Source organism: Nitrosomonas supralitoralis (genome assembly GCF_003011925.2).
Taxonomy (GTDB): Bacteria; Pseudomonadota; Gammaproteobacteria; order Burkholderiales; family Nitrosomonadaceae; genus Nitrosomonas; species Nitrosomonas supralitoralis.
Genome location: NZ_PXXU01000024.1, coordinates 17,009 through 31,698, shown reverse-complemented (window position 1 = coordinate 31,698; position 14,690 = coordinate 17,009). Strand labels below are relative to the sequence as shown.

Below are 14,690 nucleotides of genomic sequence, written 5' to 3'. Positions count from 1 at the left end.
ATTTGAGCAAAATCAGGTTACTGATTCAATCAATAAAATTACGCCCTGAGCGTTCTTATGAGATATCATTCATGGTTTTTTATAGCGTATATCATGAAATGGCTTGACCTCCCATTAGCCAGGAAAGTTCAAGGCACCATACAGCTACCTGGATCAAAAAGCATTTCCAATCGGATCCTCTTGCTCGCTGCACTCGCGGAAGGCACCACACAAATCCATGATTTACTCGCTTCCGACGATACCGCGCATATGCTGGATGCGCTTGCCCAGTTGGGCGTGGCGGTTACTCAAATCGAAAAAAATGGTTATCGTATTAGCGGCATCAACGGAACCTTCCCAATTACCGATGCTGATTTATTCCTCGGCAATGCCGGCACCGCTTTTAGACCATTGGTTGCTGTCTTATCCTTAATGCATGGACATTATAGACTGTCGGGCGTACCCCGAATGCACGAACGCCCGATAGCGGACCTGGTTGATGCACTGCGACAGTTGGGCGCAAATATCAATTACCTGGGTAACCCCGGTTTTCCTCCACTGGAAATTAAACCATTTGCTCCGCAGAGCAGCAATGATATGCATGCGGTGACTGTAAAAGGTAATCTGTCCAGCCAGTTTCTTACCGGACTGTTGATGGCATTGCCTTTGAGTGGAAAAAGATCCATCATCGAGGTAACCGGCACATTGATTTCTCAACCTTATATCGAATTGACGCTGGCGCAGATGCGGCATTTTGGCGTACCCGTGGAACACACCGATTGGCGGCAATTTGTGATTCCGGCGCATCAAAAGTACCGTAGTCCGGGGCATATAAGTATTGAAGGCGATGCCTCGTCGGCTTCATATTTTCTTGCCGCGGGTGCCATCGGGAATGGCCCGGTAAAAGTGCAGGGCGTCGGCCGCAACAGTGTGCAGGGCGATGTTCGCTTTGCTGCGGCCCTGGAACAAATGGGAGCAAAAATCTCCATGGGAGAAAACTGGATTGAATCCAGTAGCGCGAATAATCGTTACAACGGAAAATTTCTACAAGCCATCGATCTGGATTGCAATCATATTCCCGATGCAGCCATGACACTTGCTGTAACCGCGTTATTCGCAGACGGCGTAACAATGCTGCGCAACATTGCCAGCTGGCGCTTGAAAGAAACGGACCGACTTGCAGCAATGTCCACAGAATTAAGAAAACTGGGTGCGATTGTTGAAGAAGGTACGGATTACTTGCGCATTACGCCTCCCGCTAATGGCCTGACCCCGCACGCGGCAATTGATACCTACGATGATCATCGTATGGCCATGTGCTTTTCACTGGCATCACTAGGCGCACCCGTGCGCATCAATGATCCTGAATGTGTGGCCAAAACATTCCCTGATTATTTTGAAAAACTGTCACAGATTGTTCACTTCGAAACCGAATAATTTTCCCTTGATCAACTCAGCAAAGTAATAAAATTCTTAATGAATACTGCAAAAATTCCCGTTATCACTATTGATGGCCCGTCCGCATCCGGAAAAGGCACTGTTGCTCAATTAGTCGCCAAAAAACTTGGATTTCATTACCTGGATAGCGGGGCGCTTTATCGTTTGGTTGCTCTGAAAACACTGTTATCCCAAGCTGACATTCACAATGCAGACCAACTGGCAGAGCTTGCCAAGCATTTGGATATCGTGTTTAAAAATGAACAAATCTATCTTGATGGCACCCTCGTCACCGAGGACATCCGCGCAGAACAGTGCGGTATACTGGCCTCGCAATTAGCCGCTTATCCGCAGGTTCGAGCAGCACTCACGGAACGCCAGCGTGCATTCCGTCAACCGCCTGGATTGGTAACCGATGGACGCGATATGGGGTCTGTAATCTTTCCTGACGCCACTTTAAAAATATTTTTAACCGCCAGCGCTGGGATACGCACACAAAGGCGATATAACCAGTTGAAAGAGAAAGGAATGGATGCTAACATTACAGACCTATTGCAGGATATCCAGAAACGGGATGAACGTGATAGTAATCGTAGCGTGGCCCCACTGGAGCAAAACGCTGATGCAAGATTACTCGACACTTCGGCATTGACCATATCTCAGGCACAAGACGCCGTCCTCTCTTGGTATAATGAGATGGTACATATAAACCGCGTTTGAATATGGATAAACTTCCTTCTTAGCGCCTGCAAGCAAAAAGAAAGAGATATTCATAGTTCAAATATTTTATTAACTAACCCAGTCCACTGGAACCCCAACCAGTTGGAATATCAATCAGGTATTTTTTATAATGACTACTGCTTCCACTGCAACCCAACCATCCCCCGAAAGTTTTGCCGCACTGTTTGAAGAAAGCCTTTCACGGCAGGAAATGCGTACCGGTGAAATTATCACCGCCGAAGTCGTGCGTGTTGACTACAATATTGTCGTTGTTAACGCAGGGCTTAAATCAGAAAGCTTTATTCCTGTCGAGGAATTTAAAAACGATCGTGGTGAAATTGAAGTTAAGCCGGGCGATTTTATTAGTGTTGCCATAGAATCTCTTGAAGATGGATATGGCGAAACCCGCCTTTCCCGCGACAAGGCCAAGCGCCTGACCGCCTGGCATGACCTGGAACAGGCAATGGAAAGCGGCAAGATTGTGACTGGTATGGTTAATGGCAAGGTTAAAGGTGGCTTGACCGCGATGATTAACGGCATACGAGCATTTCTACCCGGTTCGCTGGTAGACATTCGCCCGGTTAAAGACACGACACCCTATGAAAATAAGGAAATGGAATTCAAGGTCATCAAACTTGACCGGAAGCGCAATAACGTAGTCGTATCACGCCGTGCCGTGCTGGAGGCATCACAAGGTGCGGATCGTGAAACCCTGTTAGCCAATTTGCAGGAAGGCGCAGTGGTACAGGGCATCGTAAAAAATATTACAGATTATGGTGCATTCGTGGATCTGGGCGGCATTGACGGCTTGCTGCATATCACTGATCTGGCATGGCGTCGCGTTAAGCACCCTTCTGAGGTTGTCAATATCGGCGATGAAGTCAACGCCAAAGTGCTCAAGTTCGATCAGGAAAAGAACCGTGTTTCATTAGGCATGAAGCAATTGAGCGAGGACCCGTGGGTAGGTCTGTCACGACGCTATCCGTCACGCACTCGTTTGTTCGGCAAAGTAACCAACCTGACCGATTACGGTGCTTTTATTGAAATTGAGCAGGGCATTGAAGGATTGGTGCACGTATCAGAAATGGACTGGACCAACAAAAATGTTTATCCTTCCAAGATCGTACAACTGGGCGATGAAGTTGAAGTCATGATTCTCGAAATCGACGAAGAACGTCGCCGCATCTCACTGGGCATGAAGCAATGCCAGACCAATCCATGGGAAGAGTTTGCCGCCACCCATGACAAGAACGCCAAAGTGCGCGGCCAGATCAAATCCATTACCGACTTCGGCGTATTTATTGGATTGCCTGGCAATATCGATGGCCTTGTTCATCTCTCTGATTTATCCTGGAATTTACCGGGCGAAGAAGCCGTTGTTAACTATAAGAAAGGCGATGAAGTCGAAGCGCTGATACTGTCTATTGACGTCGAGCGCGAACGCATATCCCTGGGTATCAAACAAATGGAAGGTGATCCTTTCACCAGTTTCGTGGCCGAGCACGACAAAAACAGCATCGTAACCGGCACGGTCAAAGCGATTGATCCCAAAGGCGCTGTCATAGCGCTCACGGATGAAGTCGAAGGTTATTTGCGGGCATCCGAGGTCTCGCGCGATCGCGTTGAAGATATCCGTACCTGCATGAAGGAAGGCGATCAGGTTGAAACCATGATCATTAACATTGATCGCAAGAACAGGTCCATTAACCTTTCAATTAAGGCAAAAGATAAATCCGATGAGTCAAGCGCCATGCAAAAAATCAAAGCACCGGCGAATGCAGGAACAACCAGTCTGGGTGCATTATTGAAGGCAAAAATGGATAGTAAAAATACTGAGCAATAAGGACATTTCATGACGAAATCTGAATTAATTACTCGACTGGCAACTCGATTCCCGCAACTGGTAGCCAAGGATGCTGAGCTCTCGGTTAAAACAATTATTGATGCCATGGCCAAAAGCCTGGCGAGCGGCCAACGCATTGAAATCCGCGGTTTTGGCAGTTTCGATCTGAACTATAGGCCGCCGCGTATCGGACGCAACCCAAAGTCGGGTGAGAAGGTCAACGTTCCGGAAAAATACGTGCCACACTTTAAAGCTGGCAAGGAAATGCGCGAGCGCGTTGATTTCACGGACAAGAACGAATAGTAACCCGTAGCAGAAGACACTTAACTGTGCAGCATTTTCATCGCTGAAAGTGCTGCACAGTTACATCAAGTGCGCAATAATACTACAGTGCTACAGCTCCATGGATTCAAGCGTTTGCTTAAGTGCTGAAACATTAAGCACTCAGTTTGTTTTGAGCTTATAATTTACCTATTTCTCTAATAACCTGTACGGACTATACTCATTATGATGAATCTAGTTGCCTGGCTTTTTCGTATTGTAGTGTTTGTAATATTTGCTGTATTTGCATCCAAGAACTCGCAGCCTGTGATGCTGCAGTACTACATTGATCAATCTATTGAGCTGCCCTTCAGTGTTGCACTTCTGATATTTTTTGCACTGGGTGCGCTTATCTCCATGATTTTTGTCCGATGCCGCTGTAAACCGGGCAAGTAATCATCGTTTCTTTCCATCATGCATGAGCCTCGCATTATTGTGGCGCTGGATTATTCCAGTGCCGAAAATGCAATGCAGCTGGTTGATCAGCTCGATCCACAGCTATGCCGATTAAAAGTCGGAAAGGAACTGTTCACCGCAGCCGGCCCGCAACTCGTAGAGCGGCTCATGACCAAGGGATTCGATGTTTTTTTAGATCTTAAATTTCATGATATCCCTAATACCGTGGCCAAAGCTTGCCAGGCAGCCGCAAGTCTAGGGGTATGGATGGTAAATGTGCATGCATTGGGGGGACGCAAGATGCTCAATGCGGCACGTGAAGCGATAGCTCCGGGAACGACCAAGCTTATCGCTGTCACTTTGCTTACCAGCATGGATCAGGACGACCTTACCGATATTGGCCTGCAAGGTTTGCCCGATGAAATCGTCGAGCGTCTTGCGCGATTGGCTCATGACTGTGCGCTTGATGGCGTGGTTTGTTCAGCTCTGGAAACGACGCTTTTGCGCCGATTGCTGGGTGGCGACTTCTGTCTGGTAACTCCCGGCATTCGTCCGGCCAATGGGCAGTTTGATGATCAAACAAGAATCGCCATACCTCGGCAAGCCATCCTGAATGGAACAAATTACTTGGTCATCGGCAGGCCCATTACTCAGGCCAGCAACCCACTTTTAATGTGCCAGCAACTCAATGCGGAAATAACCGGTTTAATAGCCTGAAGGTTAAGTACGACAGCGTAGTTGTTGAATCTTTTATTAAGCTCATTTCAAACCAGCCTGCGTTCAATACCGTTAGTTCCGATGTCAATCTTGTTTCTCAGTTTAGCTCAACGTTTTTTCACTCTATCAAATACAATCACATTTTATATCAAATTGTTATTTTCCAAATTGCTGTTACTTAATAATTTCTCAAGAACTGGAAATAAAAAAGCCACCCTGAAATCAGGGTGGCTTTTAGCCTTCTTACTGGCTTTGTTTTCTAGTTACTTATTAGAATCCAAAGTTAGCCAATGAAATAGGTGATACACCATCTATCTCTATAACGAGATCATCTGTCGCTATAAAATCGCCATCCTTGTTCGCGTCGACAAACACATAAGTATTACCGCCGTTAGTTCCTATCGCCACACCGCGGTCAACACCGCCAGAAGCAAAGAAGTCTGTCCTAGTTAACACCGTGCCATCAACGACTGAATTTGCCAGAGCACCTTTATTAGCCAACGCTGAAGCTTGTTGGCCCGAAAATCCAAACGCACCTACATCAATGATGTCAAGTGGGCCCCCTAATGCTGTGGTGCCAAAATTGGAAATATGATCAAACCCGTCAACATCTGCATTAAGCTGTGAATCGCTGGCAGCATTAAAAATCAGAGTATCGGTGGCATCACCTACATTACTTAGAGTTATCTCATCCGCGCCGCCATTGCCGGTAATGGTATCGCCCCCTGCAGTTCCGGTATAGAAATCATTGGCGGAACCACCCAGAAATTCGACACCCCCGGGAACTGCGCTCGCATCAACTGTCAACCCGCCTGTCATCGTGCTGGCATCAATTCTAGAGAGTACAGGCGCTGTCAGGGTACCAATCTCCAAGTTGGCATTGCCGCTGATATTCAGCGTTTCAACTAAATCACCAGAAAGAGCGGCAATTTGATTGACATAGTCAGTATTTTCAAGCTCAGGATCAATACCGGAAATATTCGAAGCTATAGTAAAGCTTTCGATACCATCAGCAGTGAAATCAACTCCTGTTATCACTCCTTCTGCTGTACCATTATCAACACCGTCTAAAGCATTCAGTGTCAACGCTACGTCATCGGAAGTGCCTGTATCAGTTTTCAATGCGTAGGTTAAAGCATTAATAAGAACCAAATCTGTCGCTTCTTCCGCGTTGAAAGTCACGGTCGTATCTGCAGCTGCATTGGTTATATCTGCATCGCCCGTAAGCGTTGAGCCAATGGTGATTGCTCCCAGACCTGGCAGGTTGTCCATGTTATAGATACCTGTTCCGCCTCCAATCTCAAGCGTCTCAAAATTAGAATATACATTTTTAGCATCTGCATTGAGGAAAGTGCCATCGGTAACCCCAAGCGTGTCATCCCCATCGCCTGCATCCACTTTGGCTCCGACCGCAGATGGACCTACTGCAATCGTAAATGTGTCATCACCTGCGCCTAATTTAACAGCGGTTTTTGCTACCAGAGCTGCAGTATAGGTAATGTCATCATTGCCAGAACCGGTATTAATTGTTAGTGCGGCAGCATTAACGGTCGCGGTCACACCACCGGAATTACCGGTTGCATCCAATGTCTTCAATGCTGTAAATGGAGTCTGCAACTCAACGCTACCGGTACCAGTGATAGTTGCTGTTGTGGTAACACCACCAGAACCCTGAAGAATTTCATTCGTTCCTCGCGCAGCTACATTTAACGTTTTGACTCCTGTCAGCGATGAGATATCGGCATTCGAGTTTCTTGTATCAAGATTCAACGTTGTCGCGCTTGGGTCAAGAGTTACGATGGTTTGTGTCGATACAGGTACGACAAAATCACCCACCCGATCCAGATTCAGATTCAGATTGGTTGCAGTATTACCAGAAAATGTCACGTCCTGCTTTTGACTTCTAACCGTCAGATTCGCGGCAGCGCCTACACCATCAACGAGACCCGCACCGGTGCTTGATTGAACGGTGACCGCATTCACACCGGTTGCGTTAGTTAGATCAAGCGTTACGCCTGCTGCAAAGCGTGCAATTACATTTTCAACGCTGGTCAGTGAAGGTGCTGCGGTGCTTGCCAGAGTTGCGGTTAACGTATCGTTTCCAGCGCCACCATCCAATCTGTCAATGGATTCTAACGTGTTGACTGAAGTACCTACGTTACTCTGCTTAACCAGCCCTGTGAAGGTATCATCGCCGCTGGTGCCAATCAGATTATCCTCGCCCACGATCAAGTCAAACCCTTGTCCGTTACCAGTAGGCACACCACTATCAGCCAGTGCCTGTTGAACGTCTTCTGCCGTGTAAGGTGCATCTCCTGTGACTTTACTTAATACAGTCTGCAATATTGCTAAATCAGTTGAAGAAGCAGCTTTAGAATACGCTTCAGCAACCAATGCCTTATTCGACAGTAATGTAGCTGTCTCAGTAAATTCCTCAGGCGGATTATTGGACAAAAAAGTGACCGCATCAAACACAATTTTACCAAATCCAACGCCAGCATCAATCTGTGATGTGAAATAATCCTCAGCTTGAGTAGCTGCACTGCCTTCAACGCCATCAGCCGTCAAACCGAAATTTTGCATCAATACTTCAACTTGGGCATCAGTTGTCACTTTACCGCCCATAATGTCGTTGGTAAAAAGTGGCAGGGCAGCTAATTCATCAGCTAATTGACTGGTAGTACCGCCATTCTCTATGAAATTTGCCAAAAAAGTTAAATTACTACCGCCTGGTGCTGCATTGAACAAACCTGCAACAATCTTCAGAATTTCAGTTTGTTGTGTACTCGTTATAGCCATGGGAGCTCCCTTGTTATAAAAATTAAAAAATAAATACTAAAGTAAATTACTTGCAAGTTTTTCACTTTTCACTTTGTCTCTATGTGACTTCCACGCAACTCAAATTTTCCTAGCAGAAAATACCACAAAAGCCAAGTTAAAGTCCATTCTGCCCAAAACAAAACCTCTTTGCAAGTTTGAAACCGAAGTTTTCACAGGGCGTGTTGCTTTATTGCAACAATTATAACGTCATTAATTTACACTATTATTCCAATATGCAGGACAAGAGTGCGCTTATTCTAACAATCCATCTATTCCATTATGTGCATATTTCACAATTTAACCGTATTTGACATAAAGCGCCATTTTATAAGCGCTGTGAAGGAGTTGCCTGATATAATCATTCACTCAACGCGATCCGATCACAAACTACAACTAATATAGAGGAAAAGTGGTTCATCCTTGGTTGCTGATTAATTTTCAGCTTATTTATCTGCGATAATACACCCTTCAACATACTAAGCTCAGTTTCTTGCACCTGTTTAATACCCTCATTCTGAATCACTTCCGCAGCCTGTGGCAGCATGCCCCGCTTATTCTGCAAATGATCAAGCGTGAAGTGACGAGCCGATACCGCGGCTCAGTGCTGGGTTTATTATGGACATTCATCAATCCGGTGCTGATGTTGTCGATCTATACCTTTGTTTTCAGCGTCGTGTTTAAAGTGCGACTGGACCCGCAGCACCATGTCATCGATGACGATAAGTTTGCTTTTGCGTTGCTATTGTTCATTGGGTTAATTCTGTACAACTTATTTTCTGAATGTGTTTCGCGCGCTCCAGGATTGATACTTGCCAATGTAAACTACGTCAAAAAAGTGATTTTCCCTCTGGAGATCCTGCCCTTGGTGTCTTTAGGCTCTGCGCTGTTTCATGCCGGGATCAGTTTTCTGATATTGCTTGCTTTTCTACTCGTGATTCACCACCCGATTCAGTGGACGCTGATTTGGCTGCCGATCATTCTGCTGCCGTTTGCTCTGCTCACAATGGGTTTTTCCTGGCTGCTCGCATCCATAGGGGTTTTTGTACGCGATATCAGTCAATTTATTGGTCTGATTTTAACCATGTTGCTGTTTATGAGCCCCATCTTCTATCCCGCCTCAGCATTGCCGGAATCCATTCGTGATTACTTGTTTCTCAATCCCCTGACTTTCATTATCGAGCAAGCCCGGGCCGTGATACTTTATGGCCAATTACCGGAATGGCGCAACTTAGCCCTATACTATTTGCTCGCAATTTTCGTCGCCTGGGCAGGTTTGATCTGGTTTAACAAAACACGCAAGGGATTTGCCGATGTCCTTTAATGTTTCGGGTTATGCACCCGCTATTAACGCTGTCAAGCTGTCTAAATGTTATCAGTTGTATCAGCATCCGAAAGATCGATTAAAACAATTTTTATGGCCGCACAAATGGTGGGGGTCGCGTCAGTATTTTCGCGAATTGTGGGCACTGCACGCGATCGATTTAATGATTATGCCTGGGGAAGTCGTCGGGATCGTGGGTCAAAACGGCTCAGGAAAATCTACGTTACTGCAGTTGGTTTGCGGTACTTCAACCCCCACAGGCGGTGAAGTGCAGGTCAATGGCCGTATCGCGGCCTTGCTGGAACTCGGCGCCGGATTCAATCCGGAGTTTACCGGGCGCGAGAATGTTTTAATGAGCGCAGCGATCATGGGGCTCAATCAATCCGAGATTGCGGATCGCATCGAGCAGATTATCGATTTCTCAGGGGTGCGGGATTTTATTGATCAACCGGTCAAAACATACTCCAGCGGCATGTATGTGCGTCTGGCCTTCTCTGTGGCCATTAATGTCGACCCGGATATTTTGATCATCGATGAAGCCTTGTCAGTCGGGGATGGTGCATTTGCCCGCAAATCATTCACCCGCATCATGCAGATGCGGGATGCGGGAAAAACAATCTTGTTTTGCTCACATTCGCTGTTCCAGGTTGAGTCTTTATGCGCTCGAGCAATCTGGCTCAATAAAGGCAGGATTGTCTTAGACGGAGAATCGGCCCAAGTGGTATCGGCCTACCAGTCATTTCTGGACCAATGTGCAACGGACTCGGCAACCGAAGCAGCGTTTGCAGACAAAAATGCTCCGGCACAGCACCCCAGGCATCCAACCGGCAGCGCGCATCTGGATAAAGTACAACTCATCGCGGACAACACCGATACACTGCAGGCTGATATCGCCAGTGGTCAATCCAGCGTCCAGATCAATGTAAGTTTTGTTTCGGACCCTGCACTCCCGTGCCCGAATATCGCAATGACGCTCCATACCAAAGAGGGTCGGGTTATCACCAGTACGGCAACATGGGAAGATCAATTCGCGATTCAAAGAGCACCCGATGGTTCAGGACAAATCTGCCTCAGGCTGGAACAATTTCCGCTCCTCAAAGGCGAATATCTGGTTAACATCTATTTATTGTGTGAACGTGGCTTACATCTGTATGATTCAGCAGAAGCGATTGCAACCTTGCAAGTGAAGCAGGCAGGACGCCTGCAGGGATATTTTTCAATTCCGCATCAATGGGAAAATAACACCATCATTCAGCATGACTAAATTTATTAATCACAACCCGATACAAAGCACTCATCTCTATCGTCAAGCTGCTCATATGGCTGCTTCAGTGACAACAAAATCACCTTCTCCTTTTGAAGAGCTGGCCTTTCCATTCAACCTATACGCCCATGCGTTACACCTGTATCAAGGGGTGGCTTCTGATTTGCATTCTGGCTTGTTTCAAAATAGCAAATCCAGCATGGAGTCAGCGCAGCAATCAGCTCATGAGCTGCTGCTGTCGAAGCTGCCAACCCCGCCTTGCCGCATTCTCCTGGTGGGGATTGGTGCAGGAACCACCTTATCTTTACTCAGCCAGCGCGGTTATGATGTTCGTGACATCGTTGTCGATACCCAGCCCGTCACGCACATCAATAAAGATCCAGGACCGGAAGTCCCGGCCCGTTATCAATCGCTGGAAACTTCTATTCACGACCCGGAAAGCTTTGATATTGTTTTATTTAAGGAGTCCGCGCAATACCTCAATCAACTGGTAATTTTTAATAAGGCTCTGGATCTGTTAGCGCCATCCGGGCAATTAATCGTAATGGACGAATTCGCGCTGAAGCACGATACAACAACCTCGGTAAATCTTCATTCGCTCAGAAATATGGTCACGCTGACTGAACGATCCGGATTTGAATTGATTGAAAATTTGGATTTATCTGCCTTAGCGGTGCCAACACTCGACTATCTACTGCAAGCCATTTCAACCTACCGGCAAAGACTGATCAAAGATTTTTTTCTTAAGCCTGAACAACTGACACAACTTGAGCAATCCAATCAGATTAATCGGGAAAAATACACCAATGGGCAAAATGGTTACGCTTTGGTGCGTTTCAGGAAAAAAACCACGCCGCAATGGCGCTTACATCTTCTAAAAGCAGATCAGCAGCATGAAATGTTTGACTTGTTTGAGAAAACATTTCATCACCCCATGACGCCAGCTGTCTGGCAATGGAAGTATGGTTCACATTCAAACCTTGGAATGGGTGTATGGCGCAAGGATAAGCTGATTGCCCACTATGGCGGGCTGGCCCGAAACATTCTGTTTTTTGGACAGCCACAAACAGCGGTGCAAATCGCGGATGTCATGGTGGATGCCAATGAACGCGGCATACTCACCAAAAGAGGGCCCTTTTTCCTGATGACAGCGACCTTTCTGGAACATTACATTGGCTATGGCAAACCTTTTCTGATCGGCTTCGGGTTTCCCAACGAACGGCACATGAAGATCGCAGAGCGGCACGGATTATATGGTGAAGTTGGGAAAATGGTCGAAATTTCCTGGTCACCGTTATCAAAATTCCCTCATTGGCGCACCCGATTAACTCCTGTCACCGCCTTGGATGATGGGCACGTTACGCAGATCGTTAATGATTGCTGGCAGCAAATGGCCAGGGATTTGCAAACTGCAGTAGTGGGTGTTCGCGATTGCGCTTATGTAATACATCGCTATCTTAACCATCCTGCGCAGCACTACCAGGTAGTATTGATAAAAAACCGCTTCGGCGGCCGGGCGCGAGGGGTGCTGATACTGCGACATGATGAGCATGGGTGCGAAATCGTCGACATCATAGCGCCATTAATCGAGATTCCTCTGTTAGTTCTGCACGCTCGCCGACTGGCAGGTATCAGTGGCCATCGCCGAGTGTTTTGTCGTATTACAGAAAACTTTGCTGCTTGTTTTGCAATCGCTGGCGGTACCCAGCAAATGCTGGATATTCGCATCCCCGCCAGCACTTGGGATGCCGCTCCATCTATTGATTCTTTACGTAACCATTGGTGGTTAATGTCCGGCGATACGGATTTCCGCTAAATGAATCTGCATTCGGTTAACAGGCCGTTGGATCATGTGCTGTACTGCTGGTACGCATTTTGATACATGACCTACGATTGTGAACGGGATCGTCGCACCGTGAAAGATTGATTGCGATGAAAATCCTTATGGTTACACGTGAAACCCGATCGGATCAGCGTTACGGTCTCGGCCGCAGTTTGGCTCCCATTGTTGAAGAGTTTCGCCGCCGCGGAGTCGATGTGGATTATCTTTGCCAGGCCGATTTAGGACCACGCGCCATTTCCTGGCAACACCGCTTCCAACGTTTATTAAGTTCATTACCCGGCCCTAAAAATACTCACACGCATTTCCCTACGCTGTTTCAGGTTCTGCTGGAACGCTTTAATATGGGACGTCTTGCCGCAAAACTGGCGGCCTTGAAGAAATATACTCACGTGCACTGCCATGATCCCTATATCGCTATTGGGTTGCGTTTTTTCCTACGATTCTATCCGGGATATAAGGCAATCTGGGGAGTCACTGAACATGGTTTCGGCTGTTATACCCAGGCCATTCACGAAGATGGCGTGCAACTGGGCCAGCACGTAATGCGTATCATGCGCCGCTGGGAAGCCAATACACTGCTTGCAGCTTCTTGGGTAATCGCTCCCACTCGGCGCGGCATCCTCCAGATCGCACATGATTTAAGCATTCATCCGCTCCCTGCTCATTGGCATCACTTGGTTCACGCACGTCCGGTAGTTAACTGCTACCGTCGGAAAGACGCAAGAAATCGCCTTGGTTGGAACGAAACAGCAATCTATATTTTAAGCATTGGCCGCATCGCCCCAGTCAAGCAATATCCGTTACTGATCGAAGCTTGTGCCAGGCTTAAGTTAGAAAAAGAATTCCAGCTAGTCATTCTGGGTGAAGGAGATCACAGCACTTTGCAGAAACTGGCTCAGCAATCAGGATTTGCTCATGAAATACTTTTTGCTGTCGCTGAAGATATCGGTTTATATCTTTGTGCCGCTGATTTGTATGTCAGTGCTTCAGCTTCTGAATCTTTCGGATTGGCGAATCTTGAAGCTCTCGTAACAGGTACAGCGGCAGTGTGTACCACTGTGGGTGGCGTACCTGAAGTTGTAAAAGACGGTGCGCTTTTATCAGAACCAAACATCGACGCCCTGGCAGAAGCTATGCAGCGCATGCTGAGTGACCAGAAGCTGCGCGAAACAATTGCACAGCAAGGCTTGGCACGAGCGAACTCATGGCCGGATGTGATTAAAATTACGGATAGGTATGAAGCAATTTATCGCCAAGCTACAACAAACTAAAATAGCCCAATTAGAGCTCTGTCCATTGCCAACACCGCTTATTCCAATCCAGAACGGAAAAGTGCTCGTTTTCGCTCCTCATCCGGATGACGAAGTACTGGGCTGCGGCGGAACGCTGGCTTTACTCAGACAAAAGGAATGCGCTGTCAAAGTTATTTTCGTCACTGATGGCGCAGGTGCCGGTAGCCTTGATGCCGACGCACCTATCATTCGGCGCAAAGAAGCAGCAGAATCTTTAGCGGTATTAGGCATAAATGACATGGAATTTCTTGCCGAACCCGACGGTGGTTTCCGCAATTCCTCTCGCTTCGAAAGTAAAATTGATACACTACTGAATCAATTTAACCCGGATTGGTTGTTTCTGCCTTCAGTACTAGATTACCACCGCGACCATGTTGCCATTGGTCATGCTGTTTTGGCCTGCTGGCAGCGCTGGAAAGCACCGTCGCGCGCATTCATTTACGAAATATGGAGCCCGCTTCCCGCGACTCGAGTGGTGGATATCACCCGTGTGATTAATCTCAAAAAACAAGCCATATCTTGCTATGCATTACCGCTTTTACACTGTGATTATCTTTCCGCCATCATCGGACTGGCCAGTTATCGCGGTCTTTTTTTACCTAAAGGAGTGGGTGAGAATTACGCAGAAGCCTTTGTAGAGGCGGAAAAGAACGGATCTTTTGGAGGCTTGCAGTATAGAATGTTAAAATTGAGAATCTATCTAGAAGGCCTTTTGAAGAGTTAACTATTTGAAAATT

12 protein-coding genes are annotated in these 14,690 nt (G+C 46.9%); 11 read left to right on the top strand and 1 reads right to left on the bottom strand.

Translation table 11 applies throughout. The features are described 5' to 3' along the window. Positions 1 to 93: 93 nt before the first annotated feature. The 6 genes from aroA to pyrF all read left to right on the top strand — a co-directional run bounded on the left by aroA (position 94) and on the right by pyrF (position 5,413). Positions 94 to 1,416: a 3-phosphoshikimate 1-carboxyvinyltransferase gene (aroA, locus tag C7H79_RS18435; protein ID WP_147383577.1), complete on the top strand. Its 1,323-nt coding sequence runs from the start codon at positions 94 to 96 to the stop codon at positions 1,414 to 1,416. Positions 1,417 to 1,455: 39 nt separating this feature from the next. After that, positions 1,456 to 2,136: a (d)CMP kinase gene (cmk, locus tag C7H79_RS18430; protein ID WP_147383576.1), complete on the top strand. Its 681-nt coding sequence runs from the start codon at positions 1,456 to 1,458 to the stop codon at positions 2,134 to 2,136. A 130-nt stretch (positions 2,137 to 2,266) separates the two neighbouring features. Beyond that, the gene (gene rpsA / locus C7H79_RS09150) at positions 2,267 to 3,979 is read left to right on the top strand and encodes a 30S ribosomal protein S1 (protein WP_106706979.1); all 1,713 of its coding nucleotides are present in this window, start codon (positions 2,267 to 2,269) and stop codon (positions 3,977 to 3,979) included. A 9-nt stretch (positions 3,980 to 3,988) separates the two neighbouring features. After that, a complete protein-coding gene (locus tag C7H79_RS09145; protein ID WP_106706978.1) occupies positions 3,989 to 4,282 on the top strand; it encodes an integration host factor subunit beta in 294 nt (97 codons plus the stop codon). A 204-nt stretch (positions 4,283 to 4,486) separates the two neighbouring features. Then, positions 4,487 to 4,696 carry a LapA family protein gene (locus C7H79_RS19225; RefSeq protein WP_106706977.1) on the top strand — a complete coding sequence of 70 codons (210 nt, stop codon included), beginning with the start codon at positions 4,487 to 4,489 and terminating at the stop codon, positions 4,694 to 4,696. A gap of 18 nt (positions 4,697 to 4,714) precedes the next feature. Next, a complete protein-coding gene (gene pyrF, locus C7H79_RS09135) occupies positions 4,715 to 5,413 on the top strand; it encodes an orotidine-5'-phosphate decarboxylase (protein WP_106706976.1) in 699 nt (232 codons plus the stop codon). Positions 5,414 to 5,683: 270 nt separating this feature from the next. Here pyrF and C7H79_RS09130 read toward each other — a convergent pair whose 3' ends face one another. Beyond that, a complete protein-coding gene (locus C7H79_RS09130; protein WP_106706975.1) occupies positions 5,684 to 8,212 on the bottom strand; it encodes a beta strand repeat-containing protein in 2,529 nt (842 codons plus the stop codon). Between the two features lie 511 nt (positions 8,213 to 8,723). Between C7H79_RS09130 and C7H79_RS09125 the strand changes: the two genes are divergently transcribed. The 5 genes from C7H79_RS09125 to C7H79_RS09105 all read left to right on the top strand — a co-directional run bounded on the left by C7H79_RS09125 (position 8,724) and on the right by C7H79_RS09105 (position 14,677). Beyond that, a complete protein-coding gene (locus C7H79_RS09125) occupies positions 8,724 to 9,554 on the top strand; it encodes an ABC transporter permease (RefSeq protein ID WP_106706974.1) in 831 nt (276 codons plus the stop codon). After that, complete coding sequence (locus tag C7H79_RS09120) at positions 9,544 to 10,818, top strand: ABC transporter ATP-binding protein (RefSeq protein ID WP_106706973.1); 1,275 nt, start codon at positions 9,544 to 9,546, stop codon at positions 10,816 to 10,818. Before C7H79_RS09125 ends, C7H79_RS09120 begins: the two co-directional genes overlap by 11 nt. After that, a complete protein-coding gene (locus tag C7H79_RS09115) occupies positions 10,811 to 12,634 on the top strand; it encodes a GNAT family N-acetyltransferase (protein WP_106706972.1) in 1,824 nt (607 codons plus the stop codon). Before C7H79_RS09120 ends, C7H79_RS09115 begins: the two co-directional genes overlap by 8 nt. Positions 12,635 to 12,762: 128 nt before the next feature. Beyond that, a complete protein-coding gene (locus C7H79_RS09110; protein WP_172592397.1) occupies positions 12,763 to 13,932 on the top strand; it encodes a glycosyltransferase in 1,170 nt (389 codons plus the stop codon). Further along, positions 13,898 to 14,677, top strand: coding sequence for a PIG-L deacetylase family protein (locus tag C7H79_RS09105; RefSeq protein ID WP_106706970.1), 780 nt, complete (start codon positions 13,898 to 13,900; stop codon positions 14,675 to 14,677). Before C7H79_RS09110 ends, C7H79_RS09105 begins: the two co-directional genes overlap by 35 nt. Positions 14,678 to 14,690: the final 13 nt, after the last annotated feature.

Coding starts and splice junctions, on each gene's coding strand:
- aroA (WP_147383577.1), top strand. CDS start 94: ATGAAATGGCTTGACCTCCCATTAGCCAGGAAAGTTCAAGGCACCATA.
- cmk (WP_147383576.1), top strand. CDS start 1,456: ATGAATACTGCAAAAATTCCCGTTATCACTATTGATGGCCCGTCCGCA.
- rpsA (WP_106706979.1), top strand. CDS start 2,267: ATGACTACTGCTTCCACTGCAACCCAACCATCCCCCGAAAGTTTTGCC.
- C7H79_RS09145 (WP_106706978.1), top strand. CDS start 3,989: ATGACGAAATCTGAATTAATTACTCGACTGGCAACTCGATTCCCGCAA.
- C7H79_RS19225 (WP_106706977.1), top strand. CDS start 4,487: ATGATGAATCTAGTTGCCTGGCTTTTTCGTATTGTAGTGTTTGTAATA.
- pyrF (WP_106706976.1), top strand. CDS start 4,715: ATGCATGAGCCTCGCATTATTGTGGCGCTGGATTATTCCAGTGCCGAA.
- C7H79_RS09130 (WP_106706975.1), bottom strand. CDS start 8,212: ATGGCTATAACGAGTACACAACAAACTGAAATTCTGAAGATTGTTGCA.
- C7H79_RS09120 (WP_106706973.1), top strand. CDS start 9,544: ATGTCCTTTAATGTTTCGGGTTATGCACCCGCTATTAACGCTGTCAAG.
- C7H79_RS09115 (WP_106706972.1), top strand. CDS start 10,811: ATGACTAAATTTATTAATCACAACCCGATACAAAGCACTCATCTCTAT.
- C7H79_RS09110 (WP_172592397.1), top strand. CDS start 12,763: ATGGTTACACGTGAAACCCGATCGGATCAGCGTTACGGTCTCGGCCGC.
- C7H79_RS09105 (WP_106706970.1), top strand. CDS start 13,898: ATGAAGCAATTTATCGCCAAGCTACAACAAACTAAAATAGCCCAATTA.